Below are 19,371 nucleotides of genomic sequence, written 5' to 3' on the forward strand. Positions count from 1 at the left end.
AAACCCTGCTCCGCAGGAAACAGGAAGGCAAACGGAATTAAATGCTGTACCAGTGCAAAATTATTGCGTTCATAGGAGCGGCCGGTGGACATCGATAGAGCGCGCACTTTCCTTGAAATCGTCCATTCCGGCAGCTTTCTGAAAGCTGCCGATCGGCTCCACGTCACGCAAACCACGGTAAGCGCGCGAATCCGCACGCTGGAGGAGGAGCTCGGACGTCAGCTCTTCATCCGTAACCGCAACGGCGCGCAACTGACGCCGGCGGGTCGGGAGTTCGAGCGCTTCGCCCAGTCCTTCGTGCAGATCTGGGAACGCGCTCGACACCAGCTCGCCATCCCATCGGGACGGATAAGCGTCGTGGCGCTGGGCGGAGAGCTCAGCCTGTGGAACCCGCTGCTGCTCGATTGGCTGGTCTGGATGAAGAAGGCCAGGCCGGAAATCGCCATCCAAGCCCAGGTCGGCGTGCCGGATCAGCTCCTCGATCAGCTCAGGACCGGCGTTCTGGACATTGCTGTTCTCTATGCGCCGAAGCTGCTCCCGGGCTTCAGAGTAGAGCTTCTCGTCGAGGAGCAGCTCGTCCTGGTCCGCACCACGGACAGAGACGGGGAACCCGGCGGCTCCAAGGACTACGTCTATGTCGACTGGGGGCCGCTGTTTGCGGCTCAGCACGACGCAAGTTCGACCGCGTTCGGGGAACCCGGATTGCTGGTCGGCCTCGGGCCGCTGGGTCTAAACTACATTCTGCGCGCTGGCGGAATGGGTTATTTTCGCAGGGGCGCCGCGGCTCCTCACATCGAGGCGGGGCAACTCGAGGTCGTGGAGGGCGCGCCGGAATTCACCTACCCGGCTTATGCCGTCTATCCGGAAGCAAGCGAGGCGCGAGCCGACGTGCAGGAGGCGCTACGCGGCCTGAAGCAAGTTGTGAAATGATCGTTCCTCCCAGGCGAAGCCACGTCGCTGGAAGGGGATGGATCGCCACGGATTGACCGAACATGCCTTATCCATTTTACACCATCGGCCACTCGACCAGGTCAATTGCCGAATTCGTTGCTCTGCTACGGGTTGGAGAAATCGCTTTGGTGGTCGATATCAGGACCGTCAGGCGATCAAGGGCGAACCCGCAGTTCAACAGCGACGCGTTTCCGGAAAGCCTGGCGGCGTTCGGCGTGGGATATGAGCATATTGCCGAGCTTGGTGGCTTGCGCGGCAAGGCGCGCGAAATTCCAGCGACGCTCAACGCATTCTGGATCAACCAGAGTTTTCACAACTATGCCGACTACGCGCTGTCAGCGGAGTTTCATCGCGGCTTGGACCGGCTAGTATTCCTCGGCAGGCAGCGACGGTGCGCCGTCATGTGCTCGGAGGCGCTCTGGTGGCGCTGTCACAGGAGGATCGTCGCGGACTACCTGATCAGCCGCGGCGAGACGGTCTTTCATCTGATGGGCGATGACAAGGTCGAGCTGGCGAAACTCACCGGCGGCGTGAAGGCAAGGCCCGACGGGACGCTTGTCTATCCGCCTTCACAGCCTTCGGGGTAGTCGAGCTCTCAGGCGGCCGACGGACCCGGGTCGTCGAACCCGGCATCGAATGCCGCCGCAACCTTGTTCTGACCTTCGTTGTGCGGTTCACCGGAACGATGGACGACGCGCAGACGCGGCCCGCCCGGCCGCCACGGCCCCGGCTCGGCAACCCCCGCCAGCTTTAGTCTCTCCCGCCTTGCGGCTTCTGGCAGATAGACCACTTCATGTACGGTCAGCGTTTCAAGGCTGCCGTCCGAGGTCGGAATGGACATGGACTGACCCTCGGCCAGACCGAGCAGCGCCAGCCCGCGCGGATTGGTGATAGGCAACAGCATGCCAACCAGACCGCGCATCTGGTCATGGGCGACGATGCGGGTTTCGGCAGGGCCGTCGTTCACCCGATAAGCCACGCGGCTGCTGAGTGTCACGACGTTTGCCGGGATGTCTTCCCGAAACATCACGAATGCGCTCGAAATCTTCCGTTGGAGAATAGTTGAGAAGGTTCCGTCGCGGGTAGGGTGGCGTTCCCGCATCACTTCGAGAATCGTGTAGTCCTTGGTCGTCAGTTGACAGCCATCGATAGCAGGCATTGTACGTCTCCGGCCGATCCGTGAAAGAGGATCCGGCGTCAAGCAATTGATCGGGTATGGAATGCTACCCCTGTGCCGGGCCAGGATAGGCCGGCGCAGGGGCCACACTCCCGCGATGAGGCTGCCCGCGTGATTGAGGAGACGGATGGAGACGCCCATGTCTAGACGCCCGCAGCGATTGTCGAAGACGCTGGCGCGCGCTGATCGGCACCATCGCCTTCCGGAGCGAGCTGGGTCACGTCAAGCACCAACAATTCGTGCCGGCGCCCATCCCGGGCGGTCCACATGATCGACTGTCCAGCCGAGAGGCCGATCAGGGCTGTGCCAATCGGCGTGAGGATCGACACCTTGCCTTCGGAGATGTCCGCATCGCCAGGGAAAACCAGCGTGACCGTTTTCCGATCGCCGGTGTCGGGCTTGAAGGTCACAGTCGAACCCATCCGGACGGTGCCGGCAGAGACCCAGTCATCGGCGACGATGCGCGCGCGCTCAAGTTCGGCGAGCAACTCATCTGCCGCCTCCGGATTCCGGGCGGCAACGGTGTTCGCGAGGGCCGACAAACGTGCATGATCCGACTGAGAGATGCGGATGTTCGGCTTGCGCCGGGTTTTCTTGTTGTCTTGCATTTGAATGCTCATAATTTTTGTGCCAGCCGTCATCAGGTGGCGGAAGTGGCCAAAACTCGGGGAGTTTTTTGCTTGAAGCCGCAATAGCCAAGGGACGTTCAGCCCCGCGGATTATCCAAGTCGATGGAAGGATGCCCCTCGGCTCGGGGCACATGGCAGCCGAGCCGGGGGTTACGATCCCGCGATGGGGCAAACCCGGAAAAGAAAATCGCAAAGAATTTTAGCGGCGGCGTTCATAGGACCATAGTTGGGGAAGCAATCTGGGAAGTCAAGGCAGCCGCCTCAGCGGCGTCAGTCTTGGGCTATTTGAGGCGAACGCCGAGCAATGTGTTTATCACCAGTTCTCTTCCAACCCTGTTTATGCCGGTTCCGAGCGGTCTCTCTTCCGCCAGCCCGAGGAAGACGAGGCGTTCGGCCAACGCTTTCGATAGAGCCGGGTAGGGTCCGCGATTCATGCGCTTAAGCGCTGTTTGTTCCTCCTCTGTGAGGTCACCCCATACAACCTTCATGACGCTTTCCTTGATTGCACCCGGTCAGCCAATGCGGGATTAAATTATCCAGCGACGGCTGTGACATTCATCAATCCCGCAAACCTGAGTCTATGGAACGGCATCTGTTCCGACGATGCCGCCCTCGTTCTCCAGAATACCGATCCGCTTGACTTCCGAGCGGTTGAGTTTCAGGCGCACGCCGACACCGCCGCCGTTCTCGGCGATGAAAACGGCGCCGGCGTTTTCAAGCGTGGTTTGCAGCGTGTCGCAGACATCCTCGGCGGGAAGGCTGATCCGGCGCTCGAATTCTTCGATGATCAGCGCGTCCACGCCTGAATTGCTTGCGAGCTTTTCACGGGTCCATTCGACCAGCGCGCGCGCCGCACGGCATTGAGCACCAGTGATCATCATAAATCTCCTGCCGGACTGCGTTCGGGAGCGAAATCACCGCCTGTTCAAAGCCAAAGGCGATCCGGGCGCGGCGGTTTCATCCAAAATGCATATCGAATCCGAAAAGGGAAGGGCAACGCCACGCCTTGAAAGCGAAATTGACGATGCAAAATACTTGTGCTGAAGCGGCAATAAATTTCGTTTGTCTTGCATGTAAGGATGAGGCAGGCTTCGGCAGCAAATTTTGACAGGATCGGGTGCCAGCAGCAGGTCCCAACGCCAGGACGACTTGGCGATGTCGCGCGAAGGTACCCAGGCTCGGCGGCGATGACGAACGCTTTTGAAGATATCGGTAGAACGGTTTCCGGCTCGGACGTTCAGCTTCATACAGTCGGTCCATTGACATCGGCCAACCGCCTCGACGCAGGTTCCCGCATCCTGATCGCGCCCACGGATGCCAATGCTCTCAAAACGCGGCTGCGTGAGGAGCTGCTCATGCAAGCACAGGCCCGGCTGCCGATCACGTATGCAAGTCTGGCCGAGAGCATGGTCGGTTCGGGCGCAACAGGCGTGATCCGAGACGTGCTCGAACAGCTGATGGACGACGATGCAGGCGAAGGCCAGCCATTGCTTGCGGCTGTTGCCGTGAAGGCGCTCGAGCCCGGTCTGCCCGCTCCCTGGTTCTTCCGGAAAGCCGAGGACATGGGGCTGTTCGATGGCGATCCGGCCGATCTGGAAGCCTATGCTTTTCATGCAAGGGAGTTCTATCGCGCGATCCACCTCCATTCTGTCAACGGGCAGGGCTCCGGCACCTTGCCGTCGGTTCTTCAACACGCAGACAGGTGAAGGAGAACGAAATGCTGATCGCCAAGGATGTCATGACGTCGCCTGTCATCGCGGTCGGGCCTGACAGCACGGTGGATGAGGTCGCCGATATTCTCTTGTCGCACGGGATCAGCGCCGTGCCAGTGATTGACCGAGGTGCGCTGCTGGGCATCGTTAGCGAAGGGGACCTGATCCGCCGGGCGGAGATCGGCACGGTGCCGCAAGCTCGTTCCTGGTGGCTTCATTTGTTCACCAACAACACGGCTCAGGCGGAAGGCTACGTCAAGTCTCATTCCGAACATGTGACCGACGTCATGACACGGCAGGTTGCGACAGTGGTCGAGAGCACGCCAGTCGCCGAGATCGCAACCTTGCTTGAACACAATCGGATCAAGCGAGTTCCGGTGGTTCGCGACGGAAAGGTGGTGGGGATCGTCAGTCGCGCCAATCTGGTGCGAGCACTGGTCGTTGCCAGGAAAGGCTGGCGCGCTCCGGCCTTGCACGACGACAGCAGCATCAGGATGGAGATTGTCGACGCCTTGCGATCCGAATCGTGGCCCTCGACTTCGGAGGTGAGCGTGAACAACGGCGTGGTCACCCTGTGGGGAACGTACATGTCGGAGCAGGAGAGGAAAGCCTCGATCGTCCTGGCAGAAAACACCGCTGGCGTGCTTGCTATCGACGACCATCGCATTCCCCTCGATATGACCTACGGCTTGGTCTGAAGGCCACGGAATGACGTTTGTGGTCACTGACAATTGCATCAGATGCAAATACATGGACTGCGTGGAAGTCTGTCCTGTGGACTGTTTCTACGAGGGCGAGAACATGCTCGTCATCCACCCCGACGAATGCATCGACTGCGGCGTCTGCGAGCCTGAATGCCCGGCGAAAGCCATTTTTCCCGATACCGTGCCTGGTCTCGACGATTGGCTCGCGCTGAATGCGGAGTACGCGTCTGTGTGGCCCAATATTGCGATCAAGCGCGATCCACCCGCCGACGCCAAGGCGTTCGACGGCCAAGCAGACAAGATCGCGAAATATTTCTCGCCGGAACCTGGGCTGGGCGACTGATCAAAATGAACGCATATGCGCACCAGCAGTCGCCACTTTATCTGGGTATCGACACCGGCGGCACGTACACCGATGCCGTGCTGTGGTCAGAATCTACAGGCATCGTGGCCAAGGCCAAATCGCTGACCACACGGCACGATCTTGCCGAGGGCATCGCCGGTGCCGTCGACGCTGTTTTATCCGAGGCTGCCATCGAACCCGGCGCGATCAAGCTCGTCTCCATGTCGACCACGCTCGCAACCAACGCCCTCGTCGAAGGGCAGGGCGGACGTGTCGCGCTGGTGATGATCGGTTTCGCCGAAGCCGACCTTGACCGGAACGGATTGTCAAAGGCTCTCGGCTCCGATCCCGTGATCTTTTGTCCGGGCGGACATGACGTCCATGGCGATCCGCGTCAGCTGGTGCTGGACGCTCTCGTGGCTGCGCTGCCGTCTCTCGCCGACACGGTCTCAGGCATCGCCGTGGCCTCCTATTTTGCGGTTCGCAATCCCGAGCATGAGGTCGCGGTACGTGACGTCATTCGCGAGCGTACCGGGCTTCCGGTGACCTGTTCGCATGAGCTGTCGTCGAAACTCGGCGGCCCGCGACGGGCGCTGACCACGCTTCTCAACGCTCGGTTGATCTCGATGATTGATCGTCTTGTCGACGCCACCGAGGGCTTTCTGAAAAGACGCGGGATCGTCGCTCCGCTCATGGTCGTGCGCGGCGACGGCGCGCTTGTCACCGCTGAATTCGCCCGCGCCCGGCCGATCGAGACCATCCTGTCAGGACCAGCGGCAAGCCTGGTTGGAGCCCGGTACATGACCGGAATCGATGACGCAGTGGTGTCCGACATCGGCGGCACCACCACCGACATCGCCGTTCTGGACGGCGGTCGCCTGCGGCTCGACCCGGAAGGCGCTACCGTCGGCGGAATGCGAACCATGGTGGAAGCCGTCGCCATGCGCACCTTTGGCCTCGGGGGAGATTCGGAAGTCTCGCTCCATGAGAGGTCGCTGACGTCGACGATCGTTCTCGGCCCCCGTCGGCTCGTGCCGCTGGCGCTGGCCGCGGTGAAGCACGGTGATGTCATATCCAAAGGACTCAAGCGGCAATTGCTCAGCCCTAACACCAGCCGGCTGGACGGCCGCTTTGCATTGCGCACAGGCGTGCCCGAGCGTCTGGCTGCGGGCCTGACAGTTACCGAGGCACGGCTCTATGCTGACATTTCGGCAATTCCCGCAGCCCTTGATCGGCTGCTCGCATCGACGTCACAGGTCGCGACACTCAATCGCCTCGTCGCGCGCGGTCTGGTGCATATCACGGGCTTCACGCCATCCGATGCGGCCCATGTGCTCGGTCGGCAGGACAACTGGGATCCTGTCGCGGCTCGACTGGGCGCCGAATTGTTCGCACGCAAGCGCGACGGCCAGGGGCATCGTGTCGCCAAAGGAGCGGAAGCATTTTCCGAGATGGTCCTCATCGCCGTCACCCGGCGTTCTGCAGAAGCCATTCTTGAAACAGTCTTTGCCGAGGACGGGCTGGATGGCGGCGTCTCTGTTTCCAATCCGCTGGTTCAGCGTGCGGTAGAGCGAGGAGACGGCATGGCGCAGCTGTCGATCGCACTCGACCGGCCAGTGATCGGCCTCGGCGCTTCGGCATCGCTTCACTACGCGCGGCTGCCGCCGATCATCGGCAATGTGTGCAAGATCGCCGAACATGCCGACGTCGCCAATGCGCTAGGCGCGGTGGTCGGGCAGGTACGGATGTCGGCGGAAGCCCGCGTCAGCCAGCCGGAGATCGGGCTTTTCCGTCTCAATTCCGGCCTGCGGCTGGACGACTATGAGACCGAGGACGAGGCGATGGCTGCCGCCGAGGCCCACATTCGTGTCCTGGCGGCAGATCTTGCCGCGCGCGCCGGGACCGATCAGGCGCGGATCGAAATCGCACGGGACATAAGAGTCGCCACAATCGAAGGCGAGCGCAGTTTCGTCGAAGCCATCGTCGTCGCGACAGCCACCGGGCGGCCGCGGATCGCGTCCTGACCTGGATCGGGGCCGCCCTGTGGCCACGGCCGGAACGTTACGCAGGCTGGAGCCCTTCGCCGACCCGAAGACCGATATAGGCCCTGGTGCCAATCAATACTCCGCACGCCAGCGGGACTTTGCAGTGGGTGCATGTGCCATCGACCGCCAGCAAATGGTCGCCGACGCGTACCAGGACCAGCTGACCGGCGGCATAGGCATTATTGCGATTGCCACGGTGAACACACCAACAGCGAGGTCAGGGTCGGTTTCCGCGGGCTGTTTCGATGCCATCTTGGTTCTCCTTCACCATCCTGACGGCGTGCGTCGACCATGCGCCAGACATGAAATTGGATGCAGCGCTTTTCGAAAAGTTCCCGTGGTTCGCCACGGATGGTACCCTTCCTCCTGGGTGTCGTGCCAGTCGGGAACCAATCCTCGCCAGCCGCATCCGATGGTTTCGAACGCGCCGACTATGCACTGATGGAGCCGTTCGCCAAAGGCCTGGCGCAACTGCGAGAGCTTGGCAGTGAGCATCGCTGCGCAATCATGTGCCCGGAAGCCGTCTGGCGGCGCTGCCACCGCCGCATCATTGCCGACTACCTGCTCGGAGTAGGCGAACGCGTCATGCACATCCTGGGGGCGGGTCATGTCGAGGAGGCCAGCCTGACGCCCGGCGCTGTAGTGCGCGCGGGTGGAAAGATCGTTTATTCCGGGGAGCATCTCCTCGGGAAATTCGCAGGTGCGGCCGGTTCAGTTTTCGTTGGTTGCCCCGAGCGCATGGTCGACGATCGTCTGCGCCTGGGCCAGGATGGCGTGCAGGTGATCCTGGCCCCGAAAACTCTCTCCGGAAATCTTGTATATATCTTCGGTGCCTGACGGGCGCGCGGCAAACCAGCCGTGGCCACCTTGAGGCTGTTCGATTTCGGCATTGCTGCCGGGTGCCCGGCTGAGCACCGACTTGATCGGCTCTTCGGCCAAGGTCTTCGACGTGATCTGCTTGGGTGAAAGCTTCGACAGCTTGTCCTTTTGTGCCGGGGTCGCGATGGCCGGATACGGTCGGCAACCGGCTCGCCCAAATCGTTCGTCAGGTCGCGATAGACCTCGCCTGGATCCTTGCCCAACTTCGCCATGATCTGCCGACAATAACGCCGGAACGATGCCACCCTTGTCGGTTGTCCTGACGGCCCGTTGCGGCGCATGAACGTTGCTCCTGCACTTTCCTCGCCGCAAAAACCCAGCGAACCGTCCTGGAGCCCCTCGGCCAACCATTTGCCCTTGCGACCCATCGAGCCGGCCAGACCGTGGCTGGTGAGAAGCTGCCGGTAAGTCTCGTTGGCAGCAAGCGAGGACATTCGACTTGCTCGTAAGCCTCCGAAGTGCGCCGCAACCGCTCAGCCGCTTTACCTGCCCAACGGCTGCTTGGACAACAAAACCAGTTCAGCCGCGATATTGGGAGCCGCGATCGGAATGGTGAACGCAGTCCGGCGGTGGGGATCTACGCTCGATGCGGCGCGCAAGGCGGCGCCCGTCAGGCGGGCATCGATGGCGACATTCGGTTGCAGCCGAGAACCGTGGATCGGACTCACAGCGCCTTCGACCGAAACAAATCCTGTGTTCGGCCTTTCCGATGATCGGTACATACTGTAATTGCCCGCAAGCTAAGGCTGATGGGCGTTAACTGGAGGCCGGATTGGTCTGAACCAGGACGTTGTCCGATTTTCACTACAAGAATGCGTGTTTTGCCCAATGGCCGATAATTTTGGTTCGACCTCGGAACGCTCGTCGAAGGACTACCTAGCTTTTCTTGACGGGCTCCGGGCCATCGCGATCCTATCGGTAGTATTCTATCATCTGTATGGCGACCGCCTCCCCAATGGTTTTTTGGGAGTTGATGTTTTCTTCGTCATTTCTGGTTTCGTCGTCAGCTATACGGTGTCGAGGCGCTACCGGGGCCAGTCCGCTTTTCATTTTGTATTGGAATTCTATGCACGCCGATTCACAAGAATCATGCCGGCCCTGTTGGTGTGCTTGCTGTTCAGTGCGCTCGCCACCTTTCTGTTCGTTCCGGACGCCTGGCTCAGCACATCAATCAGCAAAACCGCCTCTTCCGCCTTCGTCGGCCTGAGCAACATCTCCCTGGCCAAGGGAACCGACTATTTTTCACCCGTGACCGAGTTTAACCCATTCGCTCACACGTGGTCTCTTGGGGTTGAGGAACAATTCTACGTTGTTTTCCCGCTGCTGTTTTTCCCTTGGGTTATGGGACCGCGCGGGAAGCGATTCTCGGCGTTTGTTTATGGTGCGCTTGCCGTCGTCTCGATGGCGACATGGCTTCATCTTCTGGCTGCAAATCCGCTTCACGCCTTCTACATGCCCTATGCCCGCTTTTGGCAGTTGGCATGCGGCATATTGTGCTTGCAACTTGTCAGCCGAATAGGAGGACGGACGGGCCTTGAGAGGCATTGCAATCTTGCTGCCACGATCGCCCTGATAGGCCTCGTGGCAACATTCGCGCTCGACTTTGGCAAGGGTTCCCATGGGCTTGAGAATATCGCTGCAGTTGCCTGCACAACTATCTTGATCGGATGCCTCTACCATCTGGGAAGTGATCGTGCGCCACACTTTGCGGTGTTGGAAACAAGGCCGGTCAGGTTCGTCGGCTGGATCTCATATTCGCTCTACCTGTGGCATTGGCCTGTCTTCGTGATCGCAAGATGGACGATAGGCATCGAATCCACCGCCACAAAATTGGCAGCGTTGCTGATCGCGGTGGCGTTCAGCCTCGGCTCGTATTTCTGGATCGAAACACCGACGCGTCGATTGCGGATTCTGAGAATCGTCCCCGATATGGCCGTTGTTGCCCTCTTTTTAGTTGTCATCGCTGCCGCGTTTTTCGGCTTCAAATTGATGCGCGACAATCGATATGAAATCGCCTTGAGCACGGTCATGAGGAATCGAGGCGAATGGTATGCAACCTCACCAGACACCTCTCCCCAATCTCCTGGTTGTGCCGTCGTCACGGAAACTGTGGAAGAAGCGCAGTTCTTCACCAAACGTGGCTGCCCGGGCGAAGGGCGCAGCGAGACCTTGTTCGTGCTGGGCGATTCTCACGCGGGAGCCTACATTCCTATGCTGGAGCGCTTCACGCTCGAAACCGGCATCCGAACGGTGGTGGTGTGGACCGCCGGTTGCCCGTTTATCAGCTTCAACCTCGCCCAAGATACTGCGCCAAGGTGTGCTCATGCCACGAGTGCCAGCGCGGCCTACGTCGCCAAGATTGCCAAGCGTCGCGACCTGCTGTTCCTGCCCTCGCTCCGACTGGCCCGACTTAGTTTTCAGGAGGGTTCGGGCCCCGAAGGTAACGCTGAGACCAGCGAGCAGCAGAGGGAACAGACCGTCAAGAACGCTATCGAACAACTTACCCACCTCTCAAAGGCGGGACTGTCGATTGTTTTCGAAGGCCCAAAGCCAATCTTCAGGGCCGCGGCCTTTCGATGCAGTGATTGGTTCAATTCAATGAACCCGTCCTGTGCCAATGGATTCGACATCGATCGAAAGTTAATAGAAAAACTTCGGTCACCAATTTTGCAGGGCTACGCCGAGATATCAGCGGCTCTGCCGAACATTCACGTCTGGGACCCTTTGCCTACCCTCTGCCCGCAAGTTACATGTTCTGCATTCAGGAATGGACACCCGTTGTTCTTCGACGGCGATCATGTGACGGCCTATGCCAATTCGCTTCTGGTGGAGGACTTCGTGTCAGAGATCGAGGCTGCAACTTCTGATCCATGAAAGTTGCATCGTCCCCCCAAATGCAACTATGTCGGACGCAGAACTGAAATTCAACGAAAGAGTGTGTGCCAAGCATTATGCAAAATGATTGGCCGCGCTAATTTGGGAGTCCGAGGCTGCTGATCGGCCTTGGAATTGGACGTTTAACGGGACGCCAGTCTGGAGCCCGACCCAGTGGAAGTGGCCGCTACTTTCTCGGCCTGGCCGCTGGTGCAAGGCGGGCGGCGCTACGCCTTTTGGTGCTTCGCGCCGCCCGCCATTTGCGCGAGACACCGCTTCGTTTACCGGGCCTTCGGCTCACCATGCCGTTCAGCATCGAACGCCTGCCGACCCTTTGCAGTCCATAATCGTTGTGCTTGCTCGCCTTCATCGCCCTGCAGTTTGGCGGCGATCCAAAGCAGCGCGCCGTAGATGATAGCGCGATCGTCATTGGTGAGCTCGACGATGCCTGCTTTGACGACGAGCCCACCGAGTTCGATGAGCTGCCGTGTGCGTTGGCGTCGCGCGACCTGCCACATGCGCATATCATGCCGAGCCAGAGCCGCTCGCAGTCGATTGCGGGCTGCCCGGTTGTGCTGGAGCGCTACGAAGGTTCCGCTCAGACCCCGGAGCAGTTCCCCGGGACCTGCTCGCGAAAAACATCGCCCCACGCTTGGCCCATGCCTCACGCTTTGCGGTGTCTTTCGTCTCGGCAATTGCGACCAGTGCGCCGGCCAGTTCGTCTGTGCTGAGCTGATCGGCGCCGGTGGCGATCACCAGTTCGCCCAGCTGCTGCACCTTCCGCGTTTTAAGGTCTCGCGCTTTGTCTTCCAGCGCCTTCAGTTCGGCGTCGAAGTCTCGTGGTTTGCGCATGGCAGTCTCCATCGATTGTCGATGTGGCAATGATAGGCGAGCGCTTGCCGGAAGGCTTCAGGGTTGCCGAGACAGCCCGGGACGGGCTGGTCCATCCCGAGAATTTTTCGAGGGAGGGCGCGCTTATACGTCGTGCCGACGTAGGCTTTGCCGTGCAAATGATCTGGGCGCGATGGCGATCTATCATCTTCACGTCAAGGTCATTGGCCGCAAGGCAGGCTCAAGCGCGGTGGCGTCAGCCGCCTACCGCTCGGCTTCGCGGCTGCGCGACGAGCGGATCGATCGTGTTCAGGACTTCTCGGCCAAGCGCGGTGTCGTCCATTCCGAGGTGATGCTGCCGGAGGATGCACCCGAAGCCTGGCGCGACCGCGAACGGCTGTGGAACGATGTCGAGGCGTTCGAGGTGCGCAAGGATGCGCAGTTGGCCCGCGAAGTCGAGTTCGCCCTGCCGCGTGAACTCAGCCAGGCGCAAGGCATCGAACTGGCGCGCGACTTTGTACAAGTCGAGTTTGTCAGCAAGGGCATGGTCGCTGATCTCAATGTCCATTGGGACAGGGCGGAGGATGGCAGTCCCAAGCCGCACGCTCATGTCATGCTCACGATGCGGTCCGTGGACGAGAATGGTTTTGGGGCGAAGGTTCGAGACTGGAATGCTACCCAGATGGTCGAGCGCTGGCGCGAGCGATGGGCGGAACTGGCCAATGAGCGTCTGGCCGAACTCGACATCGACGCCCGCATCGATCACCGCAGTCTGGAAGCGCAGGGCATTGCCCTGGAGCCGCAAACGCAGATTGGTGCGCCGGCGCAACGCATCGAGGGCAATGGCCTTGCTGCTGGCGACAGGGAAGCAGATCGCGCCGAACTGCATCGCGAGATCGCGCGCAACAATGGCGCGCGCATCATTGCCGATCCTAACCTCGCGCTGGACGCCATCACCCATCAGCAATCGACCTTCACCCGAAAAGACATTGCCAAGTTCTCGCATCGGCACAGCGATGGAGTGGAGCAGTTCAACGCGGTGGTGGCAGCCATCACCAACGCACCCGATCTGGTCGAACTCGGCAAGGACCGGCGCGGCGAAGACCGTTTCACCACCGGGCAGATGATCGAGACCGAACAGCGCCTTCACCGCGCGGCTGAGCGTATCGATCTGGACGAGCGACACGCGGTGAGTGACGCACATCGCGAGGCAGCACTGGCGCGAGCTGCGCAACGCGGTCTTGTCCTGTCACGTGAGCAGACCGATGCGCTTGCGCATATCGCCGATGGTCACGGTCTTGGTGTCGTCGTCGGCTTTGCCGGAACGGGTAAGAGCGCCATGCTGGGTGTCGCGCGCCAGGCATGGGCAGCCGCGGGCTACGAGGTTCGAGGCGCGGCACTGTCCGGCATTGCCGCCGAGAATCTGGAAGGCGGATCAGGCATCCCGTCACGCACCATCGCCAGTCTGGAGCATAGCTGGGGGCAGGGCAGGGATCTTCTCACCACGCGCGATGTCCTGGTGATCGATGAGGCCGGCATGGTCGGCACGCGCCAGTTGGAGCGCGTGCTCTCCCGTGCGGCGGACGTTGGCGCAAAGGTCGTGCTGGTCGGCGATCCGCAACAGTTGCAGGCAATCGAAGCGGGCGCTGCATTCCGTTCCATCCATGAGCGACACGGCGGTGTCGAAATCGGTCAGGTGCGCCGGCAGCGCGAGGACTGGCAGCGCGACGCCACGCGCGATCTGGCAACCGGCAGGATCGGCGCCGCAATCAGCGCCTACGACGCGCAAGGCATGGTGCATCAGGCTGCAACGCGCGACGAAGCTCGAGGTGAACTCGTCGAGCGCTGGGACCGCGACAGGCGGGCGCATCCAGAGGCGAGCCGGATCATCCTCACCCACACAAACGACGAAGTACGCGCCATGAACCAGGCAGCGCGCGAGCGCATGCGCGCTGCCGGAGAACTCGGCGACGATGTCCAGGTGAATGTGGAACGCGGTGCAAGAAACTTCGCCAGCGGCGACCGGGTCATGTTCCTTCGCAACGAGCGCGGGCTTGGCGTCAAGAACGGCACGCTTGGCATCGTGGAGGAGCTCAGCACACAGAGCATGACCGTGCGCACTGATGACGACAGATCGGTTCGCTTCGACCTGAAAGACTACGCGCACATCGACCACGGCTATGCCGCGACCATTCACAAGGCTCAGGGCATGACTGTCGACCGGACCCATGTGCTCGCCACGCCGGGCATGGATGCACATGGCAGCTACGTCGCCCTGTCGCGGCATCGAGATGGGATGGATCTGCATTACGGCAGCGATGACTTCGCGACCCGCGAACGGCTGCACCGGACGCTGTCACGGGACCGCGCCAAGGACATGGCGTCGGATTACGAGCAGGTAGACCCGGCGCAGAGCTATGCCGAGCGGCGGGGCATCACGTTCCGACAGCGCGTGGTCGAGATCGCGCGCCGGATCGTTCCGGAGAAGCTGCGCGACAGGATCGGCGGACTGCTGGACGGGTTGCGATCGCCCGCAGACGGCGAGCCCACGCAGGAACGTGGACCTGGGCCGGGAAGGGAGAGCGTTGGGGTGCGGCTCGGAGATGCAGGCCGGACACCGGAAAGGGATTCTTCTGCCGGGGGAGTGCCGCGCGACACGAATCAGCCGGGGAACCCCGAAGCAGAGATGCGCCGAGCACGCACCCAAGCGCTTGTTCGTCACGCGCGCGCTATCGACGCGATCCTCAGTACGGGACATGCGGACGGGCAGGGCAGTCCCGAGCAGATGCGCGAGTTGAGGGATGCCCGTAGCGCTTTCGAGAAGGTGCGGCCGCATGGCTGGCTCGATGCCGAAGCGGCCTACGTCAAGAACCCCGAGCTGGTTCGTGAAGCGAGCGCCGGCCGCATCAGCCGCATCGTGCTTGCTCTCCAGCTTGAAACGGAAATTCGCACTGGGATGGACCTCGATCCCGGCGGTCGCGCCGACCGGTTCGTGGAACGTTGGCAAAAGCTCGACCGTACCGGAAGGGAGCAATATCTGGCCGGCGACATGTCGGGCTACAAGTCAACGCGCTTGGCCATGTCCGATATGGCCAAGAGCCTTGAACGCGATCCGCAGCTTGAATCCCTGCTTGCCAACCGGAAGCGCGACCTTGGGATCAACGTGGAGACGGGCCGTCGCCTGGGCGCGGAACTCGCCTTTAGCCATGGCATCGGTAAGGGGCGGGGGATTGGAATCTAAGGCCTGCCGATTTGCCGCCGTTTCCACTCCGCAGTCGGCTGAGGCGACAAACCTGATTGCCTCCGGCATGGGGTTCGTCCTGTCTGTCCCAGCAGAAATCAGCAAAAACCAGTGAGAAGCAGGCGAGCTATGCCCGAGCCAGATCGTATCATACGCCTCAGAACCGTCCTTGACCGGACCGGTTTGTCCCGCTCGACCGTCTATCGCAAGATCGCCGAGGGCACGTTCCCCGCTCAGATCAAGGTAAGCATCAACGGGGCGGGCTGGCGTGAATCGGATGTAAGTCGATGGGTTGACGATCCAGTTGCATGGCGAAGAGAGCGTTAGCTCTGACTGCGAGCGAACCGAACGCCAGGGCCGCCGCCGTTCTCTGGGATGAACTTCATTCCCGCTGCGTTGTCGGTCAGGCTCGCCGCAATCTAACGCCCGGATGATTGCCGTTAGTGAACTCCACGCCCTCTGCCTCAAGAACGGCACGGATTTTGTCCTGGGTTTCAGCAGATACCGCCGCGACGCGCTCGCTGTCGCTCTCACAGCGTTTTACAGTAGGAATAGAAACGCCAGCCCGCTTGGCAAGCTCCGATTGTGATATGCCGATCAAGGCTCGGGCCGCGCGCATTTGTGCTGCTGTCACCAATTTCTGTTTGATCCCTTTAGATCATTGCGCTATGATCCAAAGGTATCAGTGGATACCCTTGGCCTGTTGTCGGGGGTGCGGCTAGACGCAGTGTTGACGCACCATGCCTAGCCTGACCACGCCAAAGCTGTCTGGAGCTCGGATCATGGCTGATTCCGACAATACCATGACTTTGCCTTTCGTCATCGGCCCGCAAGGGGATAAGCAGAACGTTCCCGAACGGCAAGCAATGGACCCGGCGTCAGGCCTTTGGAGCGAGTGGCAAAAAGCTCGATATGCTTCGTTGCTGTTGTGTCGGGTGCAGCAGCGTTTGGAGGCACGAATGATGGCCAATACCGGAATTCCGGTAGTGACCTCAGGCGAATCCGCGTCTTGGCGGATGTCGGTGGCCGCGTCGGAGGAGAGCGCCGAATATGCGGTGGCTCGAGAGGCAGAGGTGTTTGCCATGACCGAGGCACTCAAATTTCAAGATGCTATCCCCAGTGTTGCTGCTCTGTCGCTCGCTGGGATCATCGCGAAACTGGACATGATTGTTGGTGCCGACCGGGACATCGGCGATCCGACGGATTTTCCATGGCCGCACATTGCGTCCGTATTGCGCGACCTCAAGGCACTTGCGGGCGATCTGCCAGCCTATCGATCGGACCGCACCGCTACCCGTGCTGACGTGGAGAGATATTGGAACGAAGCCATCAAGCTCGTGACGGCGCTTTCGTACGAGGAATCCCAACGGAATGGTCCTGTTTTGTGAACCTCCCGTAGCCGCATATGACGCGGGCCTCTAGGCTACGGCATCACTCCCCGAGAATGCTGCGGATTGGAGCAGGTGGGAAAAAAGCTTGGCCACGCCGAGCAACGAGCTCGTAGTATACGCTGTGGCGAAATCACCACGCCGTCCAACCTCGTCAAGTGGGCGCGCATGACCGACGCGCACGCTGAGGCATGCCATTGCACGATTGATGGCGCGCGTCTCTTTGCATGTCGCAGGTCTTCGCGATGCTAGCTTTCGTGAAGCCGAACGGCCGATCGACTTTGGCAGCAGCATCGTGGTGCCGCCTTCACCCTGGCCGCTGGGGTCATGATCTCGTGGTCGCCTGGCACGTGAGCTGCAGCGGTATTGATCAACTTCTGCAGAGTGCGCCGTGTCAGCATCCAGGGGCGATGAAATACTTCGACCGCAACCTAAGCCTAAGAAGGCGTACTCCCGCTAACTATGCAGCCTTCGCCGCGTGGATAGTGTGGAGCATTTCCGGCTTGAGGTGCGTATAGCGCCGCAACATCTTCCAGTCCTTGTGCCCCGTGACCAGCGCTACCTGTTCGATTGTGAACCCAGCTTCAAAAAGGCGGCTCGTTCCTTCGTGCCGCAAGTCGTGAAAATGAAGATCGAGGATTCCCAGGTCAGCACATCCTCGACGGAAGGCAGTTCCAATTGACCGATGGTTGAACGGGAAGATTCGATCGTCGTCATTGCTGCGCTTTGTCAGCCGCTCTTCAACAATGGCCCACGCATCATAGCCAGTGGCTGCGAACAGCGGTATGCGCTGGTTGTTACCGTTCTTGTTTCGAGGGTCCTTCCTGTCGCGGACAAGGAGCATCCGCGTGCGAGATTCCAAATCGGACCAACGCACCTTGCAGATCTCTTCCTGGCGCATCGCGGTTGCGATAGCGAATCGAATGATCAGGCTAATCGGTGCAATCTGGCGAGGGTTTGCCTCGAAGTGAGCGATAAGCTTGTCGAGTTCATCCTGTGTCGGTCGTCTATCTCGCTGTTGGCCTTTGCCAACGAGACCGAGCCTCGTTAGGGCGACACGCGCGAAATCAACTGGTTCGACCTTGACGGGCAGGCCGTGGACCGCAGCGGCGTGGGTAAGAACAAGTTTTATAAAGCCGATGTCGATACCGAGGGTCATCGGTCCGGCACCTTGGTCGGCGCGGTCACGACCAAAACGAATGAGCCGCTCGCGATCGAGCGCTGCTAGGTTGCACTTCCCCAAATGCCGTCGGAGCATATCGAGGGCCGCGGCCTTGGAGCGGCGAGGGGACTTGCCTACATCGCACATGTCGTCGATATGAAGGTCTATCAGTTCGCCGAAGGTTTTGAGGCGCGCTATGCGGGACTTGGTCGGCGTCTCACCTCGATCGACCTGGCGCTCGGTTTCGGTGGCCCAACGCCGGGCGTCGTCTCGGCGCAGGAAAGTCTCGCTGACGTAGCGACCTTTGCGACGGACTTGGACGCGCCAGGAACCGGATGAGAGTTTTGTATAGGTGGCCATTTTTTCGTGTGCGCTCCGTGTGCACTGAGAGATCGAAACGTGGCGAAAAGGGTCGTATTCTGGCGTAAGGTGGCGTAGCGGCGATGGCGACTAACAAATTGATGTTAAAGAAAAAATGCTGAAATATCAAGAGCATAGACTCGCTTTGGCCCCGATGATGGACTGGACGGACCGGCATTGCCGCTTCTTCCATCGCCAGCTGACGACCCGTGCGCTGCTCTACACCGAGATGGTGGTGGCCGATGCGGTCATCCAGGGCGCGCGCGATCGGCTGCTTGGCTTCGATCAGGCGGAACATCCGGTCGCCCTCCAGCTCGGCGGCTCCGACCCCGCGAAACTTGCCGAGGCGGCGCGCATTGGCGAAGCGTTCGGCTATGACGAGATCAATCTCAATGTCGGCTGTCCGTCGGACCGCGTCCAGTCGGGCACGTTCGGCGCCTGTCTGATGAAAGTGCCCGACCTTGTCGCCGACTGCGTCGCGGCCATGAAAGCGACGGTGAAGATCCCCGTCACCGTGAAATGCCGCATCGGCGTCGACGAACAGGATCCCGAACCGGCGCTCGATGCGCTGGCGAACGGGGTTTTCGAAGCCGGCACCGACGCCTTGTGGGTGCATGCGCGCAAGGCCTGGCTGGAAGGGTTGAGCCCGAAGGAAAACCGCGACATCCCGCCGCTCGACTACAACAGGGTCTATCGGCTGAAGGCCGGAAAACCGAACAAATTCATTGGTATCAATGGCGGAATTCAGTCGCTTGACGAAGCGCGCGGGCATCTCGATCATGTCGACGGCGCCATGCTTGGCCGCGCCGCCTACCACACACCAGGTATTCTGGCTGGCGTCGATGCCGCGTTCTACGGCACTGAGCCAGCGGCATTCGATTTCGCCGCCCTGATCGATGCGATGGCGGACTATGCGGCGCGCCATATCGAACAGGGTGGGCGGCTTGGCCATGTCACCCGCCACATGGTCGGGCTGTTCCACGGACTGCCCGGCGCGCGCCGCTACCGCCAGATACTGTCGACGGACGCGACCCGGGCCCGCCGCCGGGCCGGGGGGGGGGAGCGGGCGTGGGGG

At 60.8% G+C, this 19,371-nt stretch carries 19 protein-coding genes and 1 pseudogene; 12 read left to right on the forward strand and 8 right to left on the reverse strand.

All coding sequences use genetic code 11. The features are described from left to right. Positions 1–84 precede the first annotated feature (84 nt). Complete coding sequence (locus LB568_RS33665) at positions 85–930, forward strand: LysR family transcriptional regulator (protein ID WP_224729908.1); 846 nt, start codon at positions 85–87, stop codon at positions 928–930. A gap of 62 nt (positions 931–992) precedes the next feature. Then, positions 993–1,538, forward strand: a complete 546-nt coding sequence (locus tag LB568_RS09105; RefSeq protein WP_224729909.1) for a DUF488 family protein — start codon at positions 993–995, stop codon at positions 1,536–1,538. 8 nt (positions 1,539–1,546) lie between these two features. Here LB568_RS09105 and LB568_RS09110 read toward each other — a convergent pair whose 3' ends face one another. The 4 genes from LB568_RS09110 to LB568_RS09125 form a co-directional block, all read right to left on the reverse strand. Beyond that, positions 1,547–2,110 carry a nucleoside-diphosphate kinase gene (locus tag LB568_RS09110; protein ID WP_224729910.1) on the reverse strand — a complete coding sequence of 188 codons (564 nt, stop codon included), beginning with the start codon at positions 2,108–2,110 and terminating at the stop codon, positions 1,547–1,549. A 161-nt stretch (positions 2,111–2,271) separates the two neighbouring features. Further along, on the reverse strand, positions 2,272–2,736 hold the full coding sequence (gene rnk, locus LB568_RS09115; protein WP_224729911.1) for a nucleoside diphosphate kinase regulator: 465 nt from the start codon (positions 2,734–2,736) through the stop codon (positions 2,272–2,274). A 302-nt stretch (positions 2,737–3,038) separates the two neighbouring features. After that, positions 3,039–3,245 carry a hypothetical protein gene (locus LB568_RS09120; protein ID WP_224729912.1) on the reverse strand — a complete coding sequence of 69 codons (207 nt, stop codon included), beginning with the start codon at positions 3,243–3,245 and terminating at the stop codon, positions 3,039–3,041. A gap of 90 nt (positions 3,246–3,335) precedes the next feature. Further along, on the reverse strand, positions 3,336–3,557 hold the full coding sequence (locus LB568_RS09125) for an XRE family transcriptional regulator (RefSeq protein WP_224729913.1): 222 nt from the start codon (positions 3,555–3,557) through the stop codon (positions 3,336–3,338). 387 nt (positions 3,558–3,944) lie between these two features. Here LB568_RS09125 and LB568_RS09130 point away from each other — a divergent pair, with 387 nt between their 5' ends. The 6 genes from LB568_RS09130 (at position 3,945) to LB568_RS09155 (ending at position 11,314) form a co-directional block, all read left to right on the forward strand. Continuing rightward, positions 3,945–4,463: a hypothetical protein gene (locus tag LB568_RS09130; protein WP_224729914.1), complete on the forward strand. Its 519-nt coding sequence runs from the start codon at positions 3,945–3,947 to the stop codon at positions 4,461–4,463. A gap of 11 nt (positions 4,464–4,474) precedes the next feature. Next, entirely contained in the window at positions 4,475–5,167 is a 693-nt protein-coding gene (locus LB568_RS09135; RefSeq protein WP_224729915.1) for a CBS domain-containing protein, read from the forward strand. A 10-nt stretch (positions 5,168–5,177) separates the two neighbouring features. Continuing rightward, positions 5,178–5,516, forward strand: coding sequence for a ferredoxin FdxA (fdxA, locus tag LB568_RS09140; RefSeq protein ID WP_224729916.1), 339 nt, complete (start codon positions 5,178–5,180; stop codon positions 5,514–5,516). A 5-nt stretch (positions 5,517–5,521) separates the two neighbouring features. Next, positions 5,522–7,540 (forward strand): hydantoinase/oxoprolinase N-terminal domain-containing protein, encoded by a 2,019-nt coding sequence (locus LB568_RS09145; RefSeq protein ID WP_224729935.1) that lies wholly within the window; start codon positions 5,522–5,524, stop codon positions 7,538–7,540. A gap of 333 nt (positions 7,541–7,873) precedes the next feature. Continuing rightward, positions 7,874–8,398 carry a DUF488 domain-containing protein gene (locus LB568_RS09150; protein WP_224729917.1) on the forward strand — a complete coding sequence of 175 codons (525 nt, stop codon included), beginning with the start codon at positions 7,874–7,876 and terminating at the stop codon, positions 8,396–8,398. Positions 8,399–9,268: 870 nt separating this feature from the next. After that, complete coding sequence (locus LB568_RS09155) at positions 9,269–11,314, forward strand: acyltransferase family protein (protein WP_224729918.1); 2,046 nt, start codon at positions 9,269–9,271, stop codon at positions 11,312–11,314. 281 nt (positions 11,315–11,595) lie between these two features. On the opposite strand, the gene LB568_RS09160 is transcribed toward LB568_RS09155, so the two are convergent. Next, positions 11,596–11,838 (reverse strand): conjugal transfer protein TraD, encoded by a 243-nt coding sequence (locus LB568_RS09160; RefSeq protein ID WP_224729919.1) that lies wholly within the window; start codon positions 11,836–11,838, stop codon positions 11,596–11,598. A gap of 1 nt (position 11,839) precedes the next feature. Beyond that, positions 11,840–12,166: a conjugal transfer protein TraD gene (locus LB568_RS09165; RefSeq protein WP_224729920.1), complete on the reverse strand. Its 327-nt coding sequence runs from the start codon at positions 12,164–12,166 to the stop codon at positions 11,840–11,842. Between the two features lie 172 nt (positions 12,167–12,338). On the opposite strand from LB568_RS09165, the gene traA reads away from it, so the two are divergent. Continuing rightward, entirely contained in the window at positions 12,339–15,386 is a 3,048-nt protein-coding gene (traA, locus tag LB568_RS09170; protein ID WP_224729921.1) for a Ti-type conjugative transfer relaxase TraA, read from the forward strand. A 129-nt stretch (positions 15,387–15,515) separates the two neighbouring features. After that, positions 15,516–15,713, forward strand: coding sequence for a helix-turn-helix transcriptional regulator (locus tag LB568_RS09175; protein ID WP_224729922.1), 198 nt, complete (start codon positions 15,516–15,518; stop codon positions 15,711–15,713). Between the two features lie 76 nt (positions 15,714–15,789). Here LB568_RS09175 and LB568_RS09180 read toward each other — a convergent pair whose 3' ends face one another. Next, a complete protein-coding gene (locus LB568_RS09180; RefSeq protein ID WP_224729936.1) occupies positions 15,790–16,005 on the reverse strand; it encodes a helix-turn-helix domain-containing protein in 216 nt (71 codons plus the stop codon). Between the two features lie 163 nt (positions 16,006–16,168). On the opposite strand from LB568_RS09180, the gene LB568_RS09185 reads away from it, so the two are divergent. Beyond that, positions 16,169–16,774, forward strand: coding sequence for a hypothetical protein (locus tag LB568_RS09185; RefSeq protein ID WP_224729923.1), 606 nt, complete (start codon positions 16,169–16,171; stop codon positions 16,772–16,774). Between the two features lie 460 nt (positions 16,775–17,234). Here the strand turns inward: LB568_RS09185 and LB568_RS09190 are convergent, their stop codons facing one another. Beyond that, positions 17,235–18,296 (reverse strand): site-specific integrase, encoded by a 1,062-nt coding sequence (locus tag LB568_RS09190; RefSeq protein ID WP_224729924.1) that lies wholly within the window; start codon positions 18,294–18,296, stop codon positions 17,235–17,237. 115 nt (positions 18,297–18,411) lie between these two features. Between LB568_RS09190 and dusA the strand changes: the two are divergent. Beyond that, a pseudogene (gene dusA / locus LB568_RS09195) lies at positions 18,412–19,371 on the forward strand (tRNA dihydrouridine(20/20a) synthase DusA); the annotation flags it as partial.

It is taken from the genome of Mesorhizobium sp. B263B2A (assembly GCF_020165775.1).
GTDB lineage: Bacteria > Pseudomonadota > Alphaproteobacteria > Rhizobiales > Rhizobiaceae > Mesorhizobium > Mesorhizobium opportunistum.

Excerpts from the sequence above, each read along its gene's own strand:
- LB568_RS09180 (WP_224729936.1), bottom strand. The coding sequence starts at position 16,005 with ATGCGCGCGGCCCGAGCCTTGATCGGCATATCACAATCGGAGCTTGCC.
- LB568_RS09175 (WP_224729922.1), top strand. The coding sequence starts at position 15,516 with ATGCCCGAGCCAGATCGTATCATACGCCTCAGAACCGTCCTTGACCGG.
- traA (WP_224729921.1), top strand. The coding sequence starts at position 12,339 with ATGGCGATCTATCATCTTCACGTCAAGGTCATTGGCCGCAAGGCAGGC.
- LB568_RS09190 (WP_224729924.1), bottom strand. The coding sequence starts at position 18,296 with ATGGCCACCTATACAAAACTCTCATCCGGTTCCTGGCGCGTCCAAGTC.
- rnk (WP_224729911.1), bottom strand. The coding sequence starts at position 2,736 with ATGCAAGACAACAAGAAAACCCGGCGCAAGCCGAACATCCGCATCTCT.
- LB568_RS09155 (WP_224729918.1), top strand. The coding sequence starts at position 9,269 with ATGGCCGATAATTTTGGTTCGACCTCGGAACGCTCGTCGAAGGACTAC.
- LB568_RS09185 (WP_224729923.1), top strand. The coding sequence starts at position 16,169 with ATGGCTGATTCCGACAATACCATGACTTTGCCTTTCGTCATCGGCCCG.
- LB568_RS09135 (WP_224729915.1), top strand. The coding sequence starts at position 4,475 with ATGCTGATCGCCAAGGATGTCATGACGTCGCCTGTCATCGCGGTCGGG.
- fdxA (WP_224729916.1), top strand. The coding sequence starts at position 5,178 with ATGACGTTTGTGGTCACTGACAATTGCATCAGATGCAAATACATGGAC.
- LB568_RS09145 (WP_224729935.1), top strand. The coding sequence starts at position 5,522 with ATGAACGCATATGCGCACCAGCAGTCGCCACTTTATCTGGGTATCGAC.
- LB568_RS09105 (WP_224729909.1), top strand. The coding sequence starts at position 993 with ATGCCTTATCCATTTTACACCATCGGCCACTCGACCAGGTCAATTGCC.
- LB568_RS09120 (WP_224729912.1), bottom strand. The coding sequence starts at position 3,245 with ATGAAGGTTGTATGGGGTGACCTCACAGAGGAGGAACAAACAGCGCTT.
- LB568_RS09110 (WP_224729910.1), bottom strand. The coding sequence starts at position 2,110 with ATGCCTGCTATCGATGGCTGTCAACTGACGACCAAGGACTACACGATT.
- LB568_RS09160 (WP_224729919.1), bottom strand. The coding sequence starts at position 11,838 with ATGCGCATGTGGCAGGTCGCGCGACGCCAACGCACACGGCAGCTCATC.
- LB568_RS09150 (WP_224729917.1), top strand. The coding sequence starts at position 7,874 with ATGCAGCGCTTTTCGAAAAGTTCCCGTGGTTCGCCACGGATGGTACCC.
- LB568_RS09165 (WP_224729920.1), bottom strand. The coding sequence starts at position 12,166 with ATGCGCAAACCACGAGACTTCGACGCCGAACTGAAGGCGCTGGAAGAC.
- LB568_RS09130 (WP_224729914.1), top strand. The coding sequence starts at position 3,945 with ATGACGAACGCTTTTGAAGATATCGGTAGAACGGTTTCCGGCTCGGAC.